Here is a 20,051-nt window from a genome sequence, read left to right on the forward strand (position 1 = left end):
TCGCACCCTGAAGCCGAAACCTGAGCGGGCCGGGGCAAGCGCCCCGGCCCGAACGATCAGGGCTGCGGCGGCTTCGGCTTGCGGATGCCGCGGAACTCCCAGTCGCCACCCTGGGCGGTGGAGAGAACTTCCTCGGACTCGGTCACCTGAGCGCCGACGTCGGTGCGGATCGGCGTCGGCCCCGTGACGATGTGGTTGCGCAGCGTGCCGAGACCCTCGACCTCGACCTCGACGACGTCACCCGGGTACACCGTGCGCGAGATCGCGGGGGTACCCGAGAGCAGCAGGTCGCCCGGCTGCAGCGTGATGGTGCGGGCGATGTCGGCGACGAGGTAGTGCATGTCCCACTCCATCTCGTCGGTCGTGCCGTCCTGCTTCACCTCGCCGTTGACGATGGTGCGGATGCGCTTGCCGCGGAAGTCCCACCCCTCGACGATGCCCGGGCCGACCGGACAAAGCGTGTCGGCGCCCTTGACGCGCAGCATCGAACCGGAGTCGGTGTCACGGAAGTCGTGCAGGCCGTAGTCGTTGGCCACGGTGTAGCCGCGGATGTAGTTCCCGGCCTCCTCGGGCGAGATGTTGCGGCACGTCTTGCCGATGACGATGGCGATCTCGCCCTCGTAGTTGAGCCACTTGCAGCCCTCGGGTCGCACGACGGCGCCCTCGTGCGTGTTGAGCGCGGAGACCGGCTTGTGGAAGTAGGTGGGCGCCTTCGGCAGCGACGTCATCATTTCCTCGACGCGGCTGCGGTAGTTGAGGTGGACGCAGACGATCTTGCTCGGCGTCACCGGCGGCAGGTGCGTGGCGTCGGCGATGGCGACGTGGCGGCCGTCACCGGCAACGAGTTCCTCACCCTCGACGACGACGTCGACGGGGTTGCCGTCGAGCAGGATGCGACGGATTTCCTTGGTGGCCATGGTGATTACTCCTCGAAGTTTTCGGGTGGTCAGCCGGCGGCGGGCAGGTCGGGGATGTGCTCGGGTCCGGCTTCCTCAGCGGCTGCGGCAGCCTTCTGACGCTTGACGTCGTCGTCGATGTCGGTGCGGCGCGGCGCCGGGAAGCCGCCCTCGGGCTGGTCGAACCACAGGTGCACCTGGCCGGTGCCCACCGAGTTCTCGTACTCGCCGTACTGGCGCGACGTGGCGGTGCAGTCGCCCTCGCCGAGGGCGCCGATCATCATGAGGTAGTGCCCGAAGCGGGCCTCGGGCTTGTAGCGGTAGAACTCGTCCATCGTGTCGAGCACGCGGGCGTGGTCGCCCTGGCCGAACCACTCCATCCGCTGCAGATCGGCCTGGTAGGCCTCCTGAGAGAAGATGTGCTTCGGGTCGGCAGCCTCGTGGTCGCGCAGCTTGCGCAGCGGGTGGAACGTGTGGCTGAGCGCGCCGCTCGCGATGAGCAGCACCTTGCGGTCGCTCTCACGAATGGCGTCGCCGAGCGCACGCCCGAGGCGCAGGTTGTCCTCCATGTCGGCCGTCTGGCACACGCCGATGGAGATCCAGCGCTTGTCGTCGAGCCCCTTGCCGAGGTACTCCCACATGTTCGTCGTCGCGTAGAAGATCGGCAGCGAGTGGTCGTCGATCGCGGTGATCCACGTGCCGTGCTCGTCGGCCTTGCTCGCGATGAGGTGCGCGAGTTCCGGGTCGCCCGGGAAGTCGTAGTGACGGCGCGTCATGCCGCGCGGCAATTCCTCCGACGTGAACAGCCCCGAGCGGCGGTCCTGCGCCGTGACGACGAACTCGACGGTGGTTGCCCAGTGGCTGTCGAGCACGACGACGGTGTCGTAGTCGAGCGTCTCGAAGACCTCCTTGCGCAACTGCTCGAGCCCGGCGACGAGCGTCGAGTCCTCACCGTGGTTCAGGCTGCGGCGGATCTCCTCCGGCAGCATGATCGTCGGAACGTGCGCGAGCAATCCCGCGCCGACTACCTCACCCATCGGCCCATTCCTCTCTCTGCCCCGCCGCCGGTGACGACGTCCGTCGTCAGCCGTGTGCGGGCGTTTCGTCGTGTCAGTTCGATGCGGGCGCGAAGACGGAGTTCTTCACGTCGCAGTAGAAGTCGAAGCTCCAGATGCCACCCTCGCGCCCGATGCCGGACTGGCCACTGCCGCCGAACGGCGCGCCCAGGTCACGCACGAAGAAGCAGTTGACCCAGACGGTGCCCGCGCGAAGCTGCGCGGAGACCTTCTCGGCACGCTCCGGGTCGGACGTGACGAGCGTGGCGGCGAGCCCGAAGCGTGTGTCGTTCGCCTTGGCGACGCCCTCGTCGTCACCGGAGAACGTCTCGATCGTGAGCACCGGGCCGAAGACCTCCTCGGTGAGGATCTCCGAGCCCTCCGGGCAGTCGGCGAGGATCGTCGGCTCGTAGAAGAGGCCGCCGAGTTCCGTGTTGGGGCCGCCGCCGGTGAGCACCGTGGCGCCGTCGGCCTTGGCGCGCTCGACGAAGCCGTCGATCGTCTCGAAGTGCTTGCGCGTGATGAGCGCCGAGACATCGGTCTCGAGGTCGCGCGGGTCGCCCTGCTTGAGCGTCTTCGACTTCTCGACCACGCGCTTCGTGAACTCCTCGGCGATGGCCTCGTCGACGAGGATGCGCGAGCCCTTGAGGCAGACCTGGCCGGCGTTGTCGAACTGCTCGACGGCGATGTCGACGGCCGTGTCCATGTCGGCGTCAGCGAGCACGAGCAACGGCGACTTGCCGCCGAGTTCGAAGCTGAGCGGCACGATGTTCGGCGCGGCAGCGGCGGCAATGACGCCGGCCGTCGGCACCGAGCCGGTGAAGCACAGGCGGTTGATGTCCGGGTGACGCGTGAGCGGCGCGCCCGCGTCCACACCAGTGCCCTGGACGACGTTGAACACGCCGGCCGGAAGGCCTGCTTCGTTGGCGATGTCGGCGAGCAGCGACGTCGTGAGCGGCGCCCACTCCGGCGGCTTGAGGACGACGCAGTTACCCGCGGCGAGCGCCGGGCCGATGCGCCACGTGGCCAGCATGAGGGGCGCGTTCCACGGCGTGATGATGGCGACGACACCCGCGGGGTCGTACGTGATGCGCTCGCGGTGGCCGCGCCCGGCGACCTCCATGTCGGGGTGCTCGAGATCCTTCTCGAGGTAGTCCGCGAAAAAGCGGAAGTTCATCGCCACACGCGGCATGACGCCACGCAGGTGGCTGCGAAGCAGCGCGCCGTTGTCACGCGTCTCGACCTTGCCCAGCTCCTCGACGCGGGCCTCGATGCCCTCGGCAACCTTGCGCAGGACGGCGGCGCGCTCGGCGGGGCTCGTCTTCGACCAGGCGGGGAACGCCTTGCGAGCTGCGGCGACCGCGGCGTCGACCTCGGCCTCACCGGCGGCACTGACCTCACCGATGACCGACTCGTCGATCGGCGAGACGGTGGTGAACGTGGCGCCGTCGGCGCTCGCGACGCGCTCGCCGCCGATCCAGTGCCGGGTGTCGACCTCGACACCCTCGACGGTGATCTTCTCCGGGTTCGCCATGACGCTCCTCGCCGTTCGCGTGGGTGGTGACACGAGTCACAGTAGCAATCGTTCGGGCCCAAACGTATCTGACGGCCAAGGCTTTTGGAAGCGCGTCGAGAGCCCGCGGAGAGCGTCGAAAGGGCGCTTCGGAAATTTTCCGACGAAATGCTGTGGCCCAGGTCACACCGTGCGCTACCGTGAGCCTCACGCATATCGTTCGCTCCCTAACGAGTGGGGTGACTCGAAGTGAACGTGCGTAACACCCCGGCCCGCGACACGCGGCGTCACGGGCCGGGGCGCCTCCCCACGCAACCCCCTGGCGAAAGGCGATGCCATGAGCAGCGCACCACTTCACGACGACGCACGCGAGCGCGCGACGTCCGGTGACGAACACAGGCTGCGCAGCGGCCGACTCGGCTCGGTCGCCATCGCATTCATCGTCGTTTCGGCGGCGGCACCTCTGACCGCCATGGCCGGCGGAGCCCCCGTCGCGATGCTGCTCGGCAACGGCCCCGGCATACCGTTCGCCTACCTCATCGTCAGCGCCCTGCTGCTCCTCTTCGCCGTCGGGTACACGGCCATGGCACGCCACCACACGAGCACGGGCGCCTTCTACGCGTACGTCGCGCGTGGCCTCAAGCAACCCGCCGGTGGCGCGGCCGCGTGGATCGCGCTGCTCGGCTACAACTCGATGCAGATCGGCCTCTACGGACTCTTCGGCGCCGCCGCCGCGAGCTTCTGCGCGGAGACCCTCGGGTTCAACCCGCCGTGGTGGGCGTGCTCGTTCGTCGCCTGGGCGATCATCGGCGTCCTCGGCTACCGCCAGGTCGACCTCTCGGTCAAGGTGCTCGGCATCCTCGTCGCCCTCGAGTTCCTCATCGTGCTCCTGCTCGACGTCGCGATCGTCGGCAAGGGCGGCAACGGAGGCACCGGCGGCTTCGCCTCGAACCTGTCGATGGAGCCCTTCAGCTTCGGCGCCCTGACGAGCGGTTCGCTCGCCATCGCACTGCTGTTCAACTCCGCCAGCTACATCGGCTTCGAGTCGACGACGATCTACTCCGAGGAGGCGAAGGACCCGCGCCGCACGGTGCCCCGCGCGACCTACCTCGCCGTCATCGTCATCGGCGTCTTCTACTCGATCACGACGTGGCTCATGGTGAGCGCCCAGGGCCCCTCGACGCTCGTGTCGCACCTCGGCGAACTCAAGCCCGACCCCACCGTCTTCCTCTTCGAGCTCGGCGGTACCTACCTCGGCTCAACGGCCACGCAGGTCATGTCGCTGCTGTTCGCGACGTCGGTGTTCGCGGCCCTGCTCGCCTTCCACAACGCGGTGGCCCGCTACCTCTACGCCCTCGGGCGTGAGGGGCTCGTGCCGCGCAAGCTCGGCCACACGCACGCGCTGCACCTGTCGCCCCACATGGGCTCGATGAGCCAGACGGCCCTCGCCGCCGTCGTCCTGCTGCTCTTCACGGTGACGGGTCAGGATCCGGTGCTCAACCTCTTCACCTGGCTGACGCAGCTCGGCACGCTCGCCATTCTGTTCCTCATGTCGCTCGCGTCCGTCGCCGTCGTCGCGTTCTTCGCGCGCTACCGCGGCGAGCGCCGCAAGGCCGCGGTCGACGAGGCCGTGACGGCGGACGTCGCCACCGCAGGAACCGGGGCCGGCGGAATGTGGCGGACGGCCGTGGCCCCCGCGCTCTCCGCGGTCTTCATGGGCGCGGTCGCCGTGTACGCCACCTCCCAGTTCGGCAACCTCATCGGCAACCCGGAGAGCCCTCTTCGCTGGGTGTTGCCGGGCCTCATCCTCGTGGCGGTCGTCGTCGGCATCATCTCGGCGGCGGCGCTCAAGAAGCGCGACCCCGAGCGTTGGGCCCTCATGGGCAAGGACCGGGTCGACGAGCTGGTTCCCGACCACCACTGACGTCGTTCGCACACACCCGTGCCCGGGCCGATCATCGGCCCGGGCACGGGTGTGTGCGTCAGTAGCGGTTCTTCGGCAGCGAACCGATCTTGTACCGCTCAATGTGAACGTCCTTGGCGACGGGGGCCGTGCCCGACAGGGGCGTCGGCTGGCTCCACGTGCCGTTGAGCTTGCAGTACTGCTGCGTGCCCTTGAACGTGACGGTGTTGAAGCCGTACGTCGCGCGTCCGACCATGCCGGGCTTGATGTCGTAGGGGCCGATCTCCTGACCGGTCGTCCACGACGCCTCGTAGGAGAAGCCGGGCTTGATGGCCTGGGTCCACGTCGCGGCGAGGTTGCCGCCGCCGGTAATGCCGTCCTTGCTGCCCGAGCCCGTGAGGCCCGCGGTGAAGGAGCGGCCGAAGTCGCCGTCGATCTTCATCGTCAGCGTCTGGGTGGACGACAACGTCTGCGTGAGCGGCACGCTCGAGTCCGAGTCGTTCGTCGTCTGCACGGCGCCCATCGGCGTGAACGACGTCTTCACGCTCGTGATGTGCGTGCGGCACTGCGACCAGGGGTTGCAGACCGGGTTCGGGTTGGAGGCGTTGGGCTTGATCGGGCCGGCGTTCTCGATGTGCCAGATGTCGACGTTCTCGGTCGACGCGTCAGCCTGCGCCGGGGCCGCGGCGACGCCGGTGGCGACGGTGGCGACGGTGGCGGCCGCGGCGAACGTCGCGAGGGTGCGCTTGATGGTCGTCATGGTTCCTACCTCGTGTCGTGGGGTCGAAGTGCGGGGTGGGCCGATCAGAGGTCGGCGTCGTAGGTGAAGGTGCCGCCCTTGATCGTGACGACGTGCTCGATCTCGACGAGCTCGCCCGCCGACGTGTTGGCGCGGCTCGTGTACGTCATCGTGCGCGACGGCGCCGTGACGGAGACGCGGTAGCGCATCGTCGCGGAACGTTCGCCGTCGGCGGAGATCGGGGCGCCCGACCAGGTGCCGTAGATGCCCTGGCCCGGGGCGAGGGTCTTCGTCAGCTCGACGTTGGCGACGCCGTTCTTACCGGCCGACGCGTTCGTCGCGCCGGCGTACTCCACCGACGACAAGGCGAGCGACGGGGTGGCCGTCGTGCTCACCTACGACTGGTAGCCCTTGCGGCCACCCTCGTTGGCCGGGTTCTTCACGACCTGCCGTCCGACCTGTACCGAGTAACCCTTGGGCAGCGAGGAGGCGCTCTCATTGGCGACGGTGAACTGGCCCGCCGTGAGCGAGCCCGGAACCGGCGCGTCGGAGTAGACGCTCGAGTTCGACAGGTCGATCGTCTCGTGCTGCGTGACGTGGCGGACCTGCGGCTCGGCGGACGCCGTGGCGCCGGCGCCGATGCCTGCGAAGGCGACGGCGACGGTGGCCGCAGCGGCCGTGGTGCGGCCCGATGAACGGACGTGCATGTGCTCCTCCTCAAGATGAATCCCCGACCGCGAGACGACCGAGGCGCTCGAACATGGACGACCGCACAAGAAGGGATCGGCCGAGTTTCCGCGGTTTTTTCGTGAGGACTCTCACACTTGATAGGAGAGCGATGGGCTTTCATCCCGCGTCGAGGAGGGCGCCTCCGAGCAGTCACGACGCGTTCATCGCAGGTTCACCATCGAGTGACTTCCCGCGCGCGAACAGCCGTGGCGCTGTGAGCAGATTCACGCGCCCGGATGGCCGATCGCTCGCCGTTTCGGCAGACTGGAGCCAAGATTCGGCCCCGACGAAAGGCAACGTCATGTCGCACGAGATGGTGTGGACGAAGATCCACGACGAGCGCGAGGCTCTCCTCGCCGAGCTGGAGCAGCTCTCCGACGAGCAGTGGCGCAGCCCGTCGCTGTGCGAGGGCTGGACGATCCAGGACGTCGTCGCCCACCTCGCTTCCGGCGCCTCGACGTCGAAGGCCGACGTCGCCAAGCTCGTGCTCAAGCACAAGGGCGACTTCCAGGCCGTCACCGACGCCGGCGTGGCCGAGTACTCGAAGGGCACGCCCGCCGAGACGCTCGCCGCGTTCAAGGCCGTGCTCCACGAGCGCACCGCCCCGCTGAGCGGCGAAGCGATGCTGGGTGACACGCTCGTGCACGCCGAAGACATCCGCCGTCCGCTCGGGCTCACCCGCGAGTACCCGCTCGAGACGCTGCGTGAGCTCGGCGACTACTACAAGGATTCGAGTGGCCTCGGTGTGAAGAAGCGCATCGACGGCCTGCACCTCATGGCCACGGACCAGAAGTGGGATCACGGCAAGGGTGAGATCGTCCAGGGCCCGTTGCTCGCGCTCATCATGACGATGACGGGCCGCGCCGAGTACCTTGACGACCTCGCCGGCGACGGCCTGCCCGAGTACCGCGCCCGCCTCACGAAGTAACGCGGCGCCACTCACGAACGCAGGGCGCTCGTCTCCGACATTCGTGTCGGCGGCGGGCGCCCTTCGCCCATCCCCCTGACGAATGTCATGGGACGTTCGTGACACCAACCCCGGGCTGCGCGACCACCACGGGGGAAGAATGAAGACATGAAGACCAACCAGCCCATGACCACCGCGCAGAAGTTGCTCGCAGTCTCCGGCACCCTGGCGCTCATCACGTTCTTCGTGCTCGGCTTCGCCTTCCACGCGTGGGAGATCGCGTGGGTGGTTTTCCTCGTGCCCGGCCTGCTGCGCCGCTGGGTGAGTCTCGACGAACCGAAGGAGAACCCTCGCAGCGGCTACGGCATTGACGACGACGGAACGCCCAAGCCCTACCCCTACACGTGAGGCCACTCAGTAGCGCGAAAGTGGCGGGCCGCCCTGGCCGTAGGCCTGCGGCGGTGTGTACCGGGGCGGAGCGAGGGCACCCTCCGGCACGATCTCCTTGCCCAGGGGGAACAGCGCGAGCGGGATCATCTTGAGGTTCGCCCACGCCAACGGGATACCGATGATCGTCACCGCGAGCGCGATGGCCGTGCCGACGTGCGCGAGCGCGATCCACAGGCCGGCGAACACGAACCAGATGACGTTGCCGATCATCGACGCCGCGCCGGCGGTCGGCTTGTCGATGTAGGTGCGGCCGAAGGGCCAGGCCGCGAAGTTGGCGATGCGGAACGACGCGATGCCGAACGGAATCGTCACGATGAGAATGCACATGACGAGAGCCGCGACCGCGTACGCGATCCACAGCCAGAAGCCGGCCAGCACGAACCAGATGATGTTGAGCAGCGTCTTCACGCGGCCTCCCCCGTGGTGATCAGTAGTGCGAGAAGTCAGTTGCCTGCGAGGAACGCGGGCACGCGGTCTTTCGGGCGCCCGATGATGGCGCGGTTGCCACGCACGAGCACGGGGCGCTGCATGAGCTTCGGGTGCTCCGCGAGGAGGTCGGCCACCTGGTCGGGCGCCGCGACGTCGGCGTCGGTGAGGCCCAGCTCCTTGAACGTGGCGTCACGTCGCACGAGGTCAGTGGGTGCGTCCTCGAGCTTGCCCAGCAACTCGAGCAGGGCCTCACGGGTGAGGGGCTCCTTGAGGTACTGGAGAACCTCGACGTCGACGTTCGCCTCCTGCGCCGCGTCGAGGGCGGCGCGTGAGGTCGAGCAGCGCGGGTTGTGCAGAACGGTGGTCTCAGCCATGCCCCTGACGCTACCCGTCGCCACCGACAACCCGCTGGGAACGCCGATTCCCCCGATGCCGCGCGGCGGAGGGGCCACACACCATCGGGGGAATCGGGCTACGACTAGTCGCCCTTGACGTTGACGATCTGACGCAGCGTGTGCCGGATCTCGACGAGGTCGGCGGCGTCCGCCATCACCTGGTCAATGTCCTTGTACGCGCCCGGGATCTCGTCGATGAAGGCATCGGTGTCGCGGTACTCGATGCCCTTCATCGCCTCCCGCAGCTCGTCACCAGTGAAGCGCTTGCGCGCCGCAGAACGGGAGAACGCACGACCCGCACCGTGCGGCGACGAGTTGAGCGAGAGCGCGTTGCCCTTGCCGACGACCACGTACGACGCCGTACCCATCGAGCCCGGAATGAGACCCGGACGCCCTGCCTCGGCGTTGATCGCGCCCTTCCGTGAGAGCCACACGTTCTTCCCGAAGTGCTTCTCCTGCTCCGTGTAGTTGTGGTGGCAGTTGATGCGCTCAAGCTCTGTCACCGGCTCGCCCACCCACTCGGCGTACTGGCGCACGACGCGGTCCATCATTTCCTCGCGGTTGAGGAGCGCGAAGTGCTGCGCCCAGCGCAGTTCACGGATGTAGGCGTCGAACTGCGGCGTTCCCTCGACGAGGTAGGCGAGGTCACGGTCGGGCAGCTGGATCCAGTTCGTCCGGCAGTACGCCTCGGCCGCCTTGATGTGGTGCTGGGCGATGCGGTTGCCGACACCTCGCGAACCGGAGTGCAGGAAGAGCCACACCCGGTCCTCCTCGTCGAGCGAGATCTCGATGAAGTGGTTACCGGAACCGAGCGAGCCGAGCTGGAGCTTCCACTTCTTCGCGTACGCGGCCGGGTCGAACCCGGCCTCTTCGGCCATCGTCTCGAGCTCGTCGAGGCGCACCTGCATGTGCTCTCGGCTGATCTTGCGGTTGGCCCCACCCGCCGAGAGCGGGATGGCGCGCTCGATCGCCTGACGCACGGACGCACGCTCGGTGGGCAGATCCGCCGCCGTGTGCTGCGTACGGACGGCGATCATCCCGCACCCGATGTCGACGCCGACAGCGGCCGGGATGATGGCCCCGAGCGTCGGGATGACCGAGCCGACGGTCGCGCCACGGCCGAGGTGGGCATCCGGCATGAGGGCAAGGTGCGGGAAGACGAACGGCATCGACGCCGTGGTGACGGCCTGCTCGCGGGTCGAATCCTCAAGGATCGAGGCCCAGTTGAAGAGGGTCGGGGAAATGCGCTCCATTGTTCTTTCTCCTTGCGGTCACCCTGCACCGCAACGGAGTACGGAGCAAGGTCAGGTTTCGGGTGCCACCTTCGTGGCGGTGATCGTGTACGTGGCGGCGAGACGTTCCGGCGCTTCGGCGAGCTGCCATTCGCCGGCGCCGATCTCGACCATCTGGCCGGGCATCGCGTTCCAGGGGACGCTCTGGTGTTCGGTGAACAAGTCGAGGCGCAGGCCCGCCTTGAGCAGCGCGGTGATGATCTCGCCGAGCCCGTGATTCCACTCGTGCGTGATCGTCGCGTTGAACTCGCCCTCGGTCTCGACGTAGGTGCCGCCGTCGTCGAACACGAGTGGCTCGGGCATCTCGAAGTAGGGGAATTCGAGCGCTGGGCCGGTGAACTCGCCGTCCGCGAGGGTGCGCTGCCCGGTGGCTGGGTTGTCGCCCATTGCCCAGAGCATGGGGTGCCCCTCGCGGATGAACAGTCGCCCGCCTGGTCGTAGCAGCTCAGCCACCACGGCGGCCCACCGTTCGACGCTCGGCAACCAGCACAACGCGCCGATGCCGGTATAGACGAGGTCGAACTGCTGTCGTTCGAGCGCGGCCGGAGCGTCGTAGACATCGGACTGAACGAACCGGATGTCGCGGTGCCCGGCGCGCTCGGTGATGCTGCGCGCCTGCTCAAGCGACGCCGTCGAGAAGTCGAGCCCCGTGACGGACGCTGCCCCGAGACGCGCCAACGAGAGTGTGTCCGTGCCGATGTGGCACTGCAGGTGCACGACGTCGAGGCCCTCGATCGAGCCGAGACAAGGTCGGTCGAACTCGACGACGCCACTGAGGGCGTCGGGGTCGTCGATGAAGCGCTGGACGGCGTAGTCGGGGCTCGAAGCGTGCGCGGCGGCGCGCTCGTCCCAGTTGGCCTGATTGTGCGAGCGGGAGTTCTCCCACGTCGCGTCGGCGCTGGGAGAACTCGTGGTGAAGGAGTTCATGGAAGAGAGTCTGACGCAGGTGATCCCGGTGCGCGACCGAATATCTCCGACGATGTTGCCTCGGAAACGCGGCACCGGTGCCGCGGTCACCGCTCATCATCGGGAAGTTGGAGGAAACCTCCAAAGACGCCCGTCCGACGTTGGCGGTTCTTCGGATGATCCGGCCACACGTCCTGGGATTTCATGGACGCGACCGCTGCCCCGATCAGGAAGAGACAGACGATGACGACGCTTCGTGGCATCACCTTCCCCGCGCCCGACACCGCGGAGAGCGCTGACGCCGAGCGCCCCACCACCCCGACCGTTCGGGGCATCGTCACCGACGCCGTCCGCGGCAGCGACGCGGCCCTCGCCGCACGCGTGGAGGGCGCGAAGAACTGGCGCGAGGCCTACCTCGCCGCGGTTCGCGACCTCACGATGACGACGGCCTCCACGCCGCAGGCCGCTGTCGACATCGCCCGCGCGGGGCTCGACTCCGCCTACCGCCGCATGCGCGTCGTCGGGGACGACGGCCACGAAACACCACTCGCCGAGTGGGCCTTCGACGACGCCGTCGAAGCGGCTCACGGCACGTACGAGATTCGCACGATCGACGGTCGCAAGCCTCGGGTCGAGGCGTTGGCGGTGCCCTACAAGGGACGCGATCTCACGGGCCACGACCTCGAGCGTCAGCTCGACACATGGGTGGCCAAGGGCGTCATCGAGGCCTCGTGCGCCGAAGCGGTCAAGCGCGTCATCAACCACCCGGAATGGCTGAGCCTGCCCGGTCACGTCCTCGCGAGCGTCGGCGCGGGCGCCGAGATGGGCCCCACCGACATGCTGTCGCGCTGGGGCGCACGCATCCTCGCCGTGGACATTCCGCGCGTCAGCGAGCGTCTCGCGAAGTTCGCCGAGGCCGGGGCGGGCAGCATCACCCTGCCCGTCAGTGACGGCGAGGCGGGTGCCGACATCGTGGCCGACCCGGCCGGTGTTGCAGCCTGGTTCGCCGACAACGCCGGCGACGACACGATCGTCTTCGGCATGCACGCCTACGCCGACTCGGGCATGCACATCCGCCTCACGCTGGCGGCCGACGCCATCGGCCAGTACCTGCAACGCATGCGCCCCACCACGGTCCTCGCGTACCTCGCCACTCCGACGGACGCCTTCGTCGTGCCGCAGGAGATCGTCGACGCCTCGCGGGGACGCTGGCAGCGTCACGGCAGTCGCGGCGTCGCGAAGAAGGGGCTACGACTGGCCTCGCGGGGCCAGCTGTTCAGCGAGCCCTACCCCAAGCACTCGCACGTGGCCGACTGCCTCGTCGCGCAGCAGGGCCCGAACTACGCCGTCGCGAAGCGACTGCAGCGCTGGCGTGCTGTAGCGGCCGAAGCCGACGGCAAGCGCGTGTCGTTCAACGTCGCACCGGCCACACTCACGCGATCGGTGACGAAGAACCCCGTCCTACGTGCGGCGTACGGCGGCGCCCACCACTTCGGCGTCGAGGTCTTCGCGTCCGAGACGAGCCGCGCCCTCATGGCTGCGCTGCTCGTGCACGACGTCATGCGCGATGACCTGGCGCCCGGCGAGGCGCCGCACCGCGACCACCCGGAGGCACTCTTCAGCGACGGCGCCGCTCACGGCGGGCTGTGGCGGACGGCGTGGGCCCCGCGTTCCGCGCTCGGCGTGGCCGCCATGCTCGGCCTGCCCAAGGTCGTGCGCCGCTGACACACGCACCGGCTTCGAGCATCTCGGCCCGACGACGCGCACACGTTTTCCGTTGATCACCTCACGACGTGCAACCCAAACCTTGATCGAGCGTCCTACTGCTGTCAGGACTGTCGATCAGCTTTGGAGTTCGTGTGGCGACCTTCGCTCTTCGTCGTGCCCTCGTGCGCACTTTCGCTCCGGTGAACCTCGTCTCGTCCAGCACCCGTACGGCGACTGCAACGGGTGCCGCGAGCCGCACCCCTGAGCGCCCGTTCGTCCCGTCTCTGGCGAGTGAATGGATCGGTGAACAGGCCGAGCACGTGCGCGTGCCGGTGGAGATCGTCGCCATCACCGACATGGGTCATCGAATTCAGCGTTATCTCGTCCGCCAAATCGGCACGCACAGTTTGCTTGAATGGTCATCAGCCCGCCGCTACGGATTCCGCGTGGGCGATCGAGTGAAACTGTCCGGCCTCGTACAGGCCCACATCCGTCGTGACGATGTCTGCATCACGACGCTCCACGAGTGCTTCAACCCGCTGAGGATGACCTGATGTTCGGCCCCTTGACCCTCTCCCGCGTCTCCGCGCAACGTCGCGGCGCGGCCCGCGACGACCGGTTCGCCGGGGTCGCTGCCGGCCCGGCCGAGCAGGATTCCACCCGCACGACGTCGTCGGGCTACCTCGGCGAGGTCGGCGAGCCCTTCGAGATCGTCGTACGCGTTGCCGGCACCACCCCCCGCCACGCGCAGGACGGCCCGGACATCGTGCGCCACTGCTTCCGCACCGTCGACTCGGGTCTCGCCCTGTGCTGCCCGCTGCCGAACACCCAGCACCTCCGCCTCGGCAGCGTCGTTCGCGTGCGCGGCTCGGTGACGGGGCAGCGCACCCAGGGCATCAACGACGTCACGGAGATCAGCGCCGAGTCGATCGAACGCATGGGCTGAAGCCTGCACGCCTCACCTCGTCGGCGCCCTTCGCGATTCGTCGTGGAGGGCGCCTCGTGCGTCATCGTCAGCGACGCGCGCCGGGTGTGTTGTCCTCACCGCGAACGGACGGGGCGTTGTCCTCGCCGCGCGCCGTGGGGGCGTTGTCCTCACCGTGCTTCGCGGTGACCGGGTGGCTCACAGCGTTGGCCGCCCCCGCGGAGAGGGCGACGAAGGATCCGGCGACGAGCATCGAAGCAGCCGCTGCGGTGAGTCGTTTCATGGTCTCTCCTCGAAGAAAGCCGCCACCGTGGTGCGCCGGCGTCCGGGAACGGAGTCTGACTTTCTCACCTCGACGGGAGTGAAATCGAGCGTGCATCGAAAAGTGAACCGAGAATTTTTCGCGGTCCTGCTTTCCGGTCCGTCACCCCCTGAACAACACGGCCGAACACCGCGATCCGTCCCAAATTGGACCCCTTGGGCTCACGCTTCAGACCGTCGTCAGCTTCCCCCGATCCACCTGACGTTCGGTGGCATGGCGATCCGCCGCTCGAACAGCAAGGTAGGCCGCGAACGCGCACCCGATGCCAAGGAGGCCACCAAACACGATGTCGCTGAAGTGGTGCATGCCGCGGTAGAGACGTGCGGCGCCCACGCCGAACGGAAAGAGGACGCACAGCGTCTGCACGGTGCGTCGCAGAGCCGAGTTCTCGATACGCGTCGCGAGCATCGCGAGTGACCAGAACAGCGCGAACGACGCGGCCGTGTGGCCGCTGGGAAAGCTGGAGGTCGGCGGCGCGTTGTCGAACCGACCGACCTCGGGGCGCGGTCGGCCGACGAGGTGCGTCACGGGCACGAAGACGCTCGCTTCGAGACTGATGGCGAGCAGCGGCACGACGCTCAGCCACCACTTCCGCGTCAGCGCGAGAAGAGCGAGCCCGATGACGATCGCTCCGCCGATCGTGAACCAGGTGTCGTTGATCGTCGAGACGACCTTCGTCACGGTGTTGAGCACACCGTCACGCTCGGCGGCCACCTTCTGCGAGATGCGCTCTTCGGACGGCACCTCGTGGAACACCGTCATGAGGGCCTTGCCGATACCGAGCAGGAGCCCGAACATCACGAGCGCCGGAAGAACGGCGCGAAGCAGTACCGATCGCAGCACCTCGTGGACGGTGGGCCGAGCGGCGCGCGTGTTCGCAGCGGGTCCAACCGCCATCACGCCGGCTCCTTCGTCGCTCGCGGTCGGTGACTGAACCCGATGAACGAAGCCACCGACAGCCCGCACCCCAGCAGAACGCCGGCCGTCACGTCACTCGGGTAATGGACGCCGAGGAAAACACGGTCGAGGGCCGTGAGCACGGCGATGACGGCGGCGCCCGCGACGAGAAGGGCACGCAGCGCGAGCGCCCTTTCGCGCACGAGCGGCCAGAGCATGATGAGGCTCGTCGTGAGCATCATGGCGACGTTGAACGCGTGCCCGCTGGGGAAGCTGTAGCCCGGCGCGTGGGCGACGGGATCGTCGATGAGGGGCCGCGCACGCTCGACGACGAGCTTCGCCTGGAGGCCGAGGTTCCAGCCGACGAGCATCGTCGCGACACCCCAGATGGTGCGTCCGCGAAGACGCCGGTGCCACGTCCACAGCGCAATCGGCACGGCCGCGATGTAGACCCGCATCGGGTGGAGCCACCACTGCCACGCCTCGAGCGCCGGGAGGAAACCCCGCTCGCGCGTGACGTTCGTGGCTGCGAGGACGGCGCGTTGGTCGGCGTCGACGATGGGCGACCAGTGACGTGTGACCAGCACGGCTAGGACGACAACGGGCAGGCAGAGCACTGCGGCTGCGAGGGCACCGCGCACGAGGCGGGGCAGGACGACGCGGACGAACCACGCGCCCGACGTTGCTGGGGACACGCCGTCAGGGTACGAGGGGCGCACTGAGACGCCGCCGCGCTCGGTGATTCCTGGCCGCGGACGATTCGGACGAATTCGCCCACAGGAATCCCACAGCGCCACCCAGTGGCCCGCAAAGAGCGGGCCGGAAGTTTGGTCTCGTCACGGTCGCACTCGGCGGCCGTCGAACGGACCCAAGGATCAGCGATGACGACGACCACCCCGGCGCGGTTGCTGCGGCGATCACGCAGCGACACCGCGCCTCATGACAAACACCTGACGGACGGCGCGTCACGCACGAACGCCGTCACGGGCCAGACCTCGAGCCGTGGGCGCGCGGCCACTCTCCTGCGCGGCAGGCAGGACGACCCGACGTGGGCGCGTCCCGCGCTCTTCGCGCTGCTCGCGTTCGCCGCGTTCGTGTACTTGTGGGATCTGACGAACTCCGGCTACGCCAACGAGTTCTACGCCGCCGCAGTGAAGTCGGCGACCCAGGACGCGAAGGCCTGGCTCTTCGGGTCGCTCGATGCGAGCAACGCCATCACGGTCGACAAGCCCCCGGCGTCACTGTGGGTCATGGGCCTGTCGGCTCGGATCTTCGGCTTCTCGAGCTTCTCCCTCCTCCTGCCGCAGGCGCTCATGGGCGTCGGCACGGTGGCGCTGACGTACGGCGCGGTGCGTCGGTGGTCGGGTCACGCCGCCGGCCTGTTCGCCGGGCTCCTCGTCACCCTGACCCCGGTTGCGGCCCTCATGTTCCGCTTCGACAACCCCGACGCGATGCTCGTTCTCCTCATGACGGCGGCCGCCTACGCGGTGGTGCGCGCTGTGGAGACCACACGCGGACGCGTGGCCCTGCGGTGGATGCTCGGGGCCGGTCTGCTCATCGGCTTCGCGTTCCTCACCAAGATGCTCCAAGGCTTGCTCGTGCTGCCCGGCCTCGGCCTCGCCTACCTCGTCGCGGCCCGGTTCTCCCTCAAGCAGCGCCTGGCACACCTCTTCGCGGGCCTCGTCGGCGTCGTCGTCGGAGCTGGCTGGCTCGTCGCACTCGTCTCGCTGTGGCCTGCGTCGGCACGCCCGTACATCGGCGGCTCGACGAACAACTCGCTGTGGGAGCTCGCCCTCGGTTACAACGGCCTCGGCCGCATCCTCGGCGGCGCGGGCAACGGCGGCGGAGGTGGTGGCGGAGGCGGCTTCGGTGGCACCGCAGGCCTCCTGCGCATGTTCAACAGCCAGTTCGCCGGTGAAATCTCATGGTTGCTGCCGGCCGCTCTCCTGCTGCTCGTCGCCGGTTTCGTCGCTCAAGGACGGGCGCCGCGCACCGACCGTGTTCGCGCGTCGCTCATCCTCTGGGGCGGCTGGCTCGTCGTCACGGTGCTGTGCCTGTCGTTCATGCAGGGCACCGTCCACTCGTACTACGCGGTGGCTCTCGCTCCGGCGATCGCGGCGTGCGTCGCCGTCGGTGGCCGTGAGGCGTGGGCCCGACGCGACTCGTTCGTGTGGCGGCTCGTCATCGCCGCGGCTGTCGTTGTGACGGCGGCCTGGAGCTTCCAGGTGCTGTCGACGAACGCTGCGTCGTGGATGCCGTGGCTCAAGTGGGTGTCGCTGGTGCTCGCCGTCATCGGGGCGCTGACGTTCGTGGTCGCCGGTGCTCGCCCTGCGCGAACGCGTCGTTTCGCGACGATCGGACTCGTCATCGGCGTGCTCGGTGGCCTGGGCGGAACGACGGCGTACACGCTCGCGACGATCACGCAGGGTCACACCGGCTCGATGCCGGCGTCCGGCCCGGCTGTGGCTGGCGGCGCGGGCGGCGGCCCCATGGGTGGCGGCCCGTCGGGCGGCCAGGCCGGCACTCGACCGAGCGGTCAGCAAGGCACCCAGCAGAACGCCCAACAGGGCGGCACGACAGGCGGGTCGTCGTCGTCATCGTCGGCGCAAGCACCCACCGGAACGCCGCCGAGCGGGCAGCCGCCGACGCGAACGCCGCCGTCCGGCAGCCCGGGTGGATCGGCACCAAACGGTGCCGCACCGGGAGCGTCCGGCACGAACGGCCAGTCGTCGTCAGGTTCGACGAACTCCCCCGGGAGCGGGTCCGCGTCGTCGGGCGGTGCAACGTCGGGATCGGCAACGTCCGGTTCGATGCAGGCTGCTCCCGGCGGCCAGGGCAGCGCGACGAGCAACACGGCCCTCAGCGCCAAGCTCGACGCGACGACATCCACGTGGTCCGCTGCGGTCATCGGTGACCAGAGTGCGGCCGGGTACATCCTCGCCTCCGACACCGCGGTGATGTCGATCGGTGGCTGGAGCGGCAGCGACAACAACGTCACGCTCGCGCAGTTCCAGGAGTACGTGAAGAACGGCGACATCACGTACTTCATCGCCGGAGGCGGCATGGGCGGTGGCCAGGGTGGCAACGGGTCGGCCGCGCAGATCACGGCCTGGGTCAAGGCGCACTACACGGCGACGACCGTCGGGGGCGTGACGATCTACGACCTGACGAAGGCGACGTCGTAAGCCTCTCCCCCGATCTGGGTACGTTGTGTGGATCTGGCCGCGAGATACCGCGGCCAGATCCACACAAGTGCACCGGCTGCGGCTGGTAGCCGCCGAGCCTCATGACCCGAACCGATCTGCCGGAATCGTGAGCCGCCAACACCCACAACGGTGTTCGTCAGCGTGCAAAATAGGTCGGCCCCCGAAAGGCGTTCGTGAAAGTCGCGACGGGGCGGCATGTCAGGGTTGCTCTACCGCTGCGTACGCGACAGTGTGAGTGACACGCATCACGGGGTGAGAGGACACATCATGGCTGCGACGGACGCTGCGCAAGCCGAGGCGCACGAGCCGAAGACCGAGCTCAAGCGGGTCCTCAGCCCGAAGCTGCTGCTTCTGTTCATCGTCGGCGACATTCTCGGCGCAGGCATCTACGCCGTCACCGGCGACATTGCGGGCGAAGTGGGCGGCATGGCGTGGCTGCCGTTCCTCATCGCGTTCACCGTCGCCACCCTGACGGCGTTCAGCTACCTCGAACTCGTGACGAAGTACCCGCAAGCCGCCGGCGCTGCTCTCTATACGCACAAGGCGTTCGGCATCCACTTCCTCACGTTCATCGTGGCTTTCACCGTCGTCTGCTCGGGCATCACGAGCGCTGCGACGTCGTCGAACCTGCTCGCCGCGAACCTCCTCACCGGTCTCGGCGTCGGCGGTGACGACGGCCCGGGCGCCCTCGGCACGATGCTCGTCGCCCTCGCGTTCATGGTGCTGCTCGCGCTCATCAACCTGCGCGGCGTCGGCGAGAGCGTGAAGTTCAACGTCGTGCTCACCGTCGTCGAGTTGTTCGCACTGGCCGTCGTCATCGGCATCGGCTTCTACGCCATGGCCACGAAGGGCGCCGACTTCAGCCAGCTCACGACGTTCGAGTCGTCCTCGGACCGCAACATGTTCGCCGCGACGACCGTCGCCACCGCTATCGCGTTCTTCTCGATGGTGGGCTTCGAGGACTCGGTCAACATGGTCGAGGAGACGGAGAACCCGCGTCAGGTCTTCCCGCGCATCATGCTCACGGGCCTCGGCATCGCCGTGCTCATCTACATGCTCGTCGCCGTGTCGGTCGTGCTCGTGCTGCCGATCAAGGACATCCAGAACTTCGACGGCGAGACCGGCATCCTGCTCGAGGTCGTCAAGACCGGCATGCCCGGCTTCCCCGTCGACGCGGTCTTCCCGTTCCTCACGGTGTTCGCCGTCGCCAACACCGCACTCATCAACATGATGATGGCGAGCCGCCTCATCTACGGCCTGGCGAAGCAGGAAGTGCTCCCGCCAGCACTCGGCAAGGTGTCGCGCCGCCAGTCGCCCTACGCGGCCGTGTTCTTCACGACGGCGCTCGCCCTGGCGCTCATCATCTACGTGTCGATGCAGAAGGGCGCGCCGGTCGTCGGCGCACTCGGCGGCACGACGGGTCTGCTGCTGCTCATCGTGTTCACCATCGTCAACATCGCGTGCCTCGTGCTGCGCCGGGAGAAGGCACACCCCGAGGCCTTCCGTGCGCCCACCGTCATCCCGATCCTCGGTGCGGTGCTGTGCGCCTTCCTCGCCGGCCCGTGGGCACGCGACCCGGAGAAGTACATCCAGTACAAGATCGGCGCGGCCCTGCTCGCCATCGGCGTCGTGCTGTCGCTGTTCACGTGGTTCGTCCACACGCGTCACCACGAGAAGACGCGCTTCAGCGACATCGAGAACCTCGAGGAGTAACCCCTCTCCCGACGACGGCGCCCGCCCGACCCTCACGGTCGAGCGGGCGCCGTCACGTCGCGAGGCG

The 20,051-nt window shown here is 68.2% G+C and carries 21 protein-coding genes; 8 read left to right on the top strand and 13 right to left on the bottom strand.

Annotation, left to right across the window (positions count from 1 at the left end; genetic code table 11):
• Positions 1-56: 56 nt before the first annotated feature.
• The 3 genes from H7F30_RS02210 to H7F30_RS02220 form a co-directional block, all read right to left on the bottom strand.
• Positions 57-917, bottom strand: coding sequence for a fumarylacetoacetate hydrolase family protein (locus H7F30_RS02210; RefSeq protein WP_187036431.1), 861 nt, complete (start codon positions 915-917; stop codon positions 57-59).
• A 29-nt stretch (positions 918-946) separates the two neighbouring features.
• Positions 947-1,933 (bottom strand): catechol 1,2-dioxygenase, encoded by a 987-nt coding sequence (locus H7F30_RS02215; protein ID WP_187036433.1) that lies wholly within the window; start codon positions 1,931-1,933, stop codon positions 947-949.
• Between the two features lie 73 nt (positions 1,934-2,006).
• On the bottom strand, positions 2,007-3,485 hold the full coding sequence (locus tag H7F30_RS02220) for an aldehyde dehydrogenase (protein WP_187036435.1): 1,479 nt from the start codon (positions 3,483-3,485) through the stop codon (positions 2,007-2,009).
• Between the two features lie 316 nt (positions 3,486-3,801).
• Between H7F30_RS02220 and H7F30_RS02225 the strand changes: the two genes are divergently transcribed.
• Positions 3,802-5,388, top strand: coding sequence for an APC family permease (locus H7F30_RS02225; RefSeq protein ID WP_187036437.1), 1,587 nt, complete (start codon positions 3,802-3,804; stop codon positions 5,386-5,388).
• Positions 5,389-5,446: 58 nt separating this feature from the next.
• Here the strand turns inward: H7F30_RS02225 and H7F30_RS02230 are convergent, their stop codons facing one another.
• From H7F30_RS02230 to H7F30_RS02240, 3 genes are read right to left on the bottom strand one after another with little or no spacing between them, the layout of a single operon-like run.
• Positions 5,447-6,127 carry a hypothetical protein gene (locus H7F30_RS02230; protein ID WP_187036439.1) on the bottom strand — a complete coding sequence of 227 codons (681 nt, stop codon included), beginning with the start codon at positions 6,125-6,127 and terminating at the stop codon, positions 5,447-5,449.
• A 44-nt stretch (positions 6,128-6,171) separates the two neighbouring features.
• Positions 6,172-6,501, bottom strand: a complete 330-nt coding sequence (locus tag H7F30_RS02235) for a hypothetical protein (protein ID WP_187036440.1) — start codon at positions 6,499-6,501, stop codon at positions 6,172-6,174.
• The gene (locus tag H7F30_RS02240; RefSeq protein WP_187036442.1) at positions 6,502-6,813 is read right to left on the bottom strand and encodes a hypothetical protein; all 312 of its coding nucleotides are present in this window, start codon (positions 6,811-6,813) and stop codon (positions 6,502-6,504) included.
• A gap of 323 nt (positions 6,814-7,136) precedes the next feature.
• On the opposite strand from H7F30_RS02240, the gene H7F30_RS02245 reads away from it, so the two are divergent.
• Entirely contained in the window at positions 7,137-7,763 is a 627-nt protein-coding gene (locus tag H7F30_RS02245) for a maleylpyruvate isomerase family mycothiol-dependent enzyme (protein WP_187036444.1), read from the top strand.
• A 147-nt stretch (positions 7,764-7,910) separates the two neighbouring features.
• Positions 7,911-8,150: a hypothetical protein gene (locus H7F30_RS02250; RefSeq protein ID WP_187036446.1), complete on the top strand. Its 240-nt coding sequence runs from the start codon at positions 7,911-7,913 to the stop codon at positions 8,148-8,150.
• Positions 8,151-8,156: 6 nt separating this feature from the next.
• On the opposite strand, the gene H7F30_RS02255 is transcribed toward H7F30_RS02250, so the two are convergent.
• The 4 genes from H7F30_RS02255 to H7F30_RS02270 all read right to left on the bottom strand — a co-directional run bounded on the left by H7F30_RS02255 (position 8,157) and on the right by H7F30_RS02270 (position 11,235).
• Positions 8,157-8,600 (bottom strand): YccF domain-containing protein, encoded by a 444-nt coding sequence (locus H7F30_RS02255; protein WP_187036448.1) that lies wholly within the window; start codon positions 8,598-8,600, stop codon positions 8,157-8,159.
• 35 nt (positions 8,601-8,635) lie between these two features.
• Positions 8,636-8,995, bottom strand: a complete 360-nt coding sequence (locus H7F30_RS02260; protein WP_129666056.1) for an ArsC/Spx/MgsR family protein — start codon at positions 8,993-8,995, stop codon at positions 8,636-8,638.
• 104 nt (positions 8,996-9,099) lie between these two features.
• Positions 9,100-10,269: an RtcB family protein gene (locus H7F30_RS02265; RefSeq protein ID WP_187036449.1), complete on the bottom strand. Its 1,170-nt coding sequence runs from the start codon at positions 10,267-10,269 to the stop codon at positions 9,100-9,102.
• Between the two features lie 51 nt (positions 10,270-10,320).
• A complete protein-coding gene (locus tag H7F30_RS02270; RefSeq protein WP_187036451.1) occupies positions 10,321-11,235 on the bottom strand; it encodes a bifunctional 2-polyprenyl-6-hydroxyphenol methylase/3-demethylubiquinol 3-O-methyltransferase UbiG in 915 nt (304 codons plus the stop codon).
• A 222-nt stretch (positions 11,236-11,457) separates the two neighbouring features.
• Here H7F30_RS02270 and H7F30_RS02275 point away from each other — a divergent pair, with 222 nt between their 5' ends.
• The 3 genes from H7F30_RS02275 (at position 11,458) to H7F30_RS02285 (ending at position 13,867) form a co-directional block, all read left to right on the top strand.
• A complete protein-coding gene (locus H7F30_RS02275; RefSeq protein WP_187036453.1) occupies positions 11,458-12,939 on the top strand; it encodes a hypothetical protein in 1,482 nt (493 codons plus the stop codon).
• Positions 12,940-13,121: 182 nt separating this feature from the next.
• Positions 13,122-13,475 carry a hypothetical protein gene (locus tag H7F30_RS02280; protein ID WP_187036455.1) on the top strand — a complete coding sequence of 118 codons (354 nt, stop codon included), beginning with the start codon at positions 13,122-13,124 and terminating at the stop codon, positions 13,473-13,475.
• Complete coding sequence (locus H7F30_RS02285) at positions 13,475-13,867, top strand: hypothetical protein (protein WP_047310763.1); 393 nt, start codon at positions 13,475-13,477, stop codon at positions 13,865-13,867. Before H7F30_RS02280 ends, H7F30_RS02285 begins: the two co-directional genes overlap by 1 nt.
• Before the next feature lie 67 nt (positions 13,868-13,934).
• Here the strand turns inward: H7F30_RS02285 and H7F30_RS02290 are convergent, their stop codons facing one another.
• The 3 genes from H7F30_RS02290 to H7F30_RS02300 form a co-directional block, all read right to left on the bottom strand.
• Positions 13,935-14,129 (bottom strand): hypothetical protein, encoded by a 195-nt coding sequence (locus H7F30_RS02290; RefSeq protein WP_047310764.1) that lies wholly within the window; start codon positions 14,127-14,129, stop codon positions 13,935-13,937.
• Between the two features lie 207 nt (positions 14,130-14,336).
• Complete coding sequence (locus H7F30_RS02295) at positions 14,337-15,065, bottom strand: phosphatase PAP2 family protein (protein ID WP_187036457.1); 729 nt, start codon at positions 15,063-15,065, stop codon at positions 14,337-14,339.
• Positions 15,065-15,760, bottom strand: coding sequence for a phosphatase PAP2 family protein (locus tag H7F30_RS02300; RefSeq protein ID WP_129666046.1), 696 nt, complete (start codon positions 15,758-15,760; stop codon positions 15,065-15,067). The genes H7F30_RS02295 and H7F30_RS02300 overlap by 1 nt, the downstream gene beginning before the upstream one ends.
• Positions 15,761-15,946: 186 nt before the next feature.
• Between H7F30_RS02300 and H7F30_RS02305 the strand changes: the two genes are divergently transcribed.
• Both H7F30_RS02305 and H7F30_RS02310 read left to right on the top strand, forming a co-directional pair.
• Positions 15,947-18,250: a glycosyltransferase family 39 protein gene (locus H7F30_RS02305; RefSeq protein WP_187036459.1), complete on the top strand. Its 2,304-nt coding sequence runs from the start codon at positions 15,947-15,949 to the stop codon at positions 18,248-18,250.
• Between the two features lie 288 nt (positions 18,251-18,538).
• A complete protein-coding gene (locus H7F30_RS02310; protein WP_187036461.1) occupies positions 18,539-19,984 on the top strand; it encodes an APC family permease in 1,446 nt (481 codons plus the stop codon).
• Positions 19,985-20,051: the final 67 nt, after the last annotated feature.

This window comes from Dermacoccus sp. PAMC28757, assembly GCF_014302635.1.
Taxonomy (GTDB): Bacteria; Actinomycetota; Actinomycetes; order Actinomycetales; family Dermatophilaceae; genus Dermacoccus; species Dermacoccus abyssi.

Coding starts and splice junctions, on each gene's coding strand:
- H7F30_RS02250 (WP_187036446.1), top strand. CDS start 7,911: ATGAAGACCAACCAGCCCATGACCACCGCGCAGAAGTTGCTCGCAGTC.
- H7F30_RS02285 (WP_047310763.1), top strand. CDS start 13,475: ATGTTCGGCCCCTTGACCCTCTCCCGCGTCTCCGCGCAACGTCGCGGC.
- H7F30_RS02220 (WP_187036435.1), bottom strand. CDS start 3,485: ATGGCGAACCCGGAGAAGATCACCGTCGAGGGTGTCGAGGTCGACACC.
- H7F30_RS02310 (WP_187036461.1), top strand. CDS start 18,539: ATGGCTGCGACGGACGCTGCGCAAGCCGAGGCGCACGAGCCGAAGACC.
- H7F30_RS02245 (WP_187036444.1), top strand. CDS start 7,137: ATGTCGCACGAGATGGTGTGGACGAAGATCCACGACGAGCGCGAGGCT.
- H7F30_RS02290 (WP_047310764.1), bottom strand. CDS start 14,129: ATGAAACGACTCACCGCAGCGGCTGCTTCGATGCTCGTCGCCGGATCC.
- H7F30_RS02305 (WP_187036459.1), top strand. CDS start 15,947: ATGACGACGACCACCCCGGCGCGGTTGCTGCGGCGATCACGCAGCGAC.
- H7F30_RS02265 (WP_187036449.1), bottom strand. CDS start 10,269: ATGGAGCGCATTTCCCCGACCCTCTTCAACTGGGCCTCGATCCTTGAG.
- H7F30_RS02240 (WP_187036442.1), bottom strand. CDS start 6,813: ATGCACGTCCGTTCATCGGGCCGCACCACGGCCGCTGCGGCCACCGTC.
- H7F30_RS02295 (WP_187036457.1), bottom strand. CDS start 15,065: ATGGCGGTTGGACCCGCTGCGAACACGCGCGCCGCTCGGCCCACCGTC.
- H7F30_RS02225 (WP_187036437.1), top strand. CDS start 3,802: ATGAGCAGCGCACCACTTCACGACGACGCACGCGAGCGCGCGACGTCC.
- H7F30_RS02275 (WP_187036453.1), top strand. CDS start 11,458: ATGACGACGCTTCGTGGCATCACCTTCCCCGCGCCCGACACCGCGGAG.
- H7F30_RS02260 (WP_129666056.1), bottom strand. CDS start 8,995: ATGGCTGAGACCACCGTTCTGCACAACCCGCGCTGCTCGACCTCACGC.
- H7F30_RS02210 (WP_187036431.1), bottom strand. CDS start 917: ATGGCCACCAAGGAAATCCGTCGCATCCTGCTCGACGGCAACCCCGTC.
- H7F30_RS02270 (WP_187036451.1), bottom strand. CDS start 11,235: ATGAACTCCTTCACCACGAGTTCTCCCAGCGCCGACGCGACGTGGGAG.
- H7F30_RS02230 (WP_187036439.1), bottom strand. CDS start 6,127: ATGACGACCATCAAGCGCACCCTCGCGACGTTCGCCGCGGCCGCCACC.
- H7F30_RS02215 (WP_187036433.1), bottom strand. CDS start 1,933: ATGGGTGAGGTAGTCGGCGCGGGATTGCTCGCGCACGTTCCGACGATC.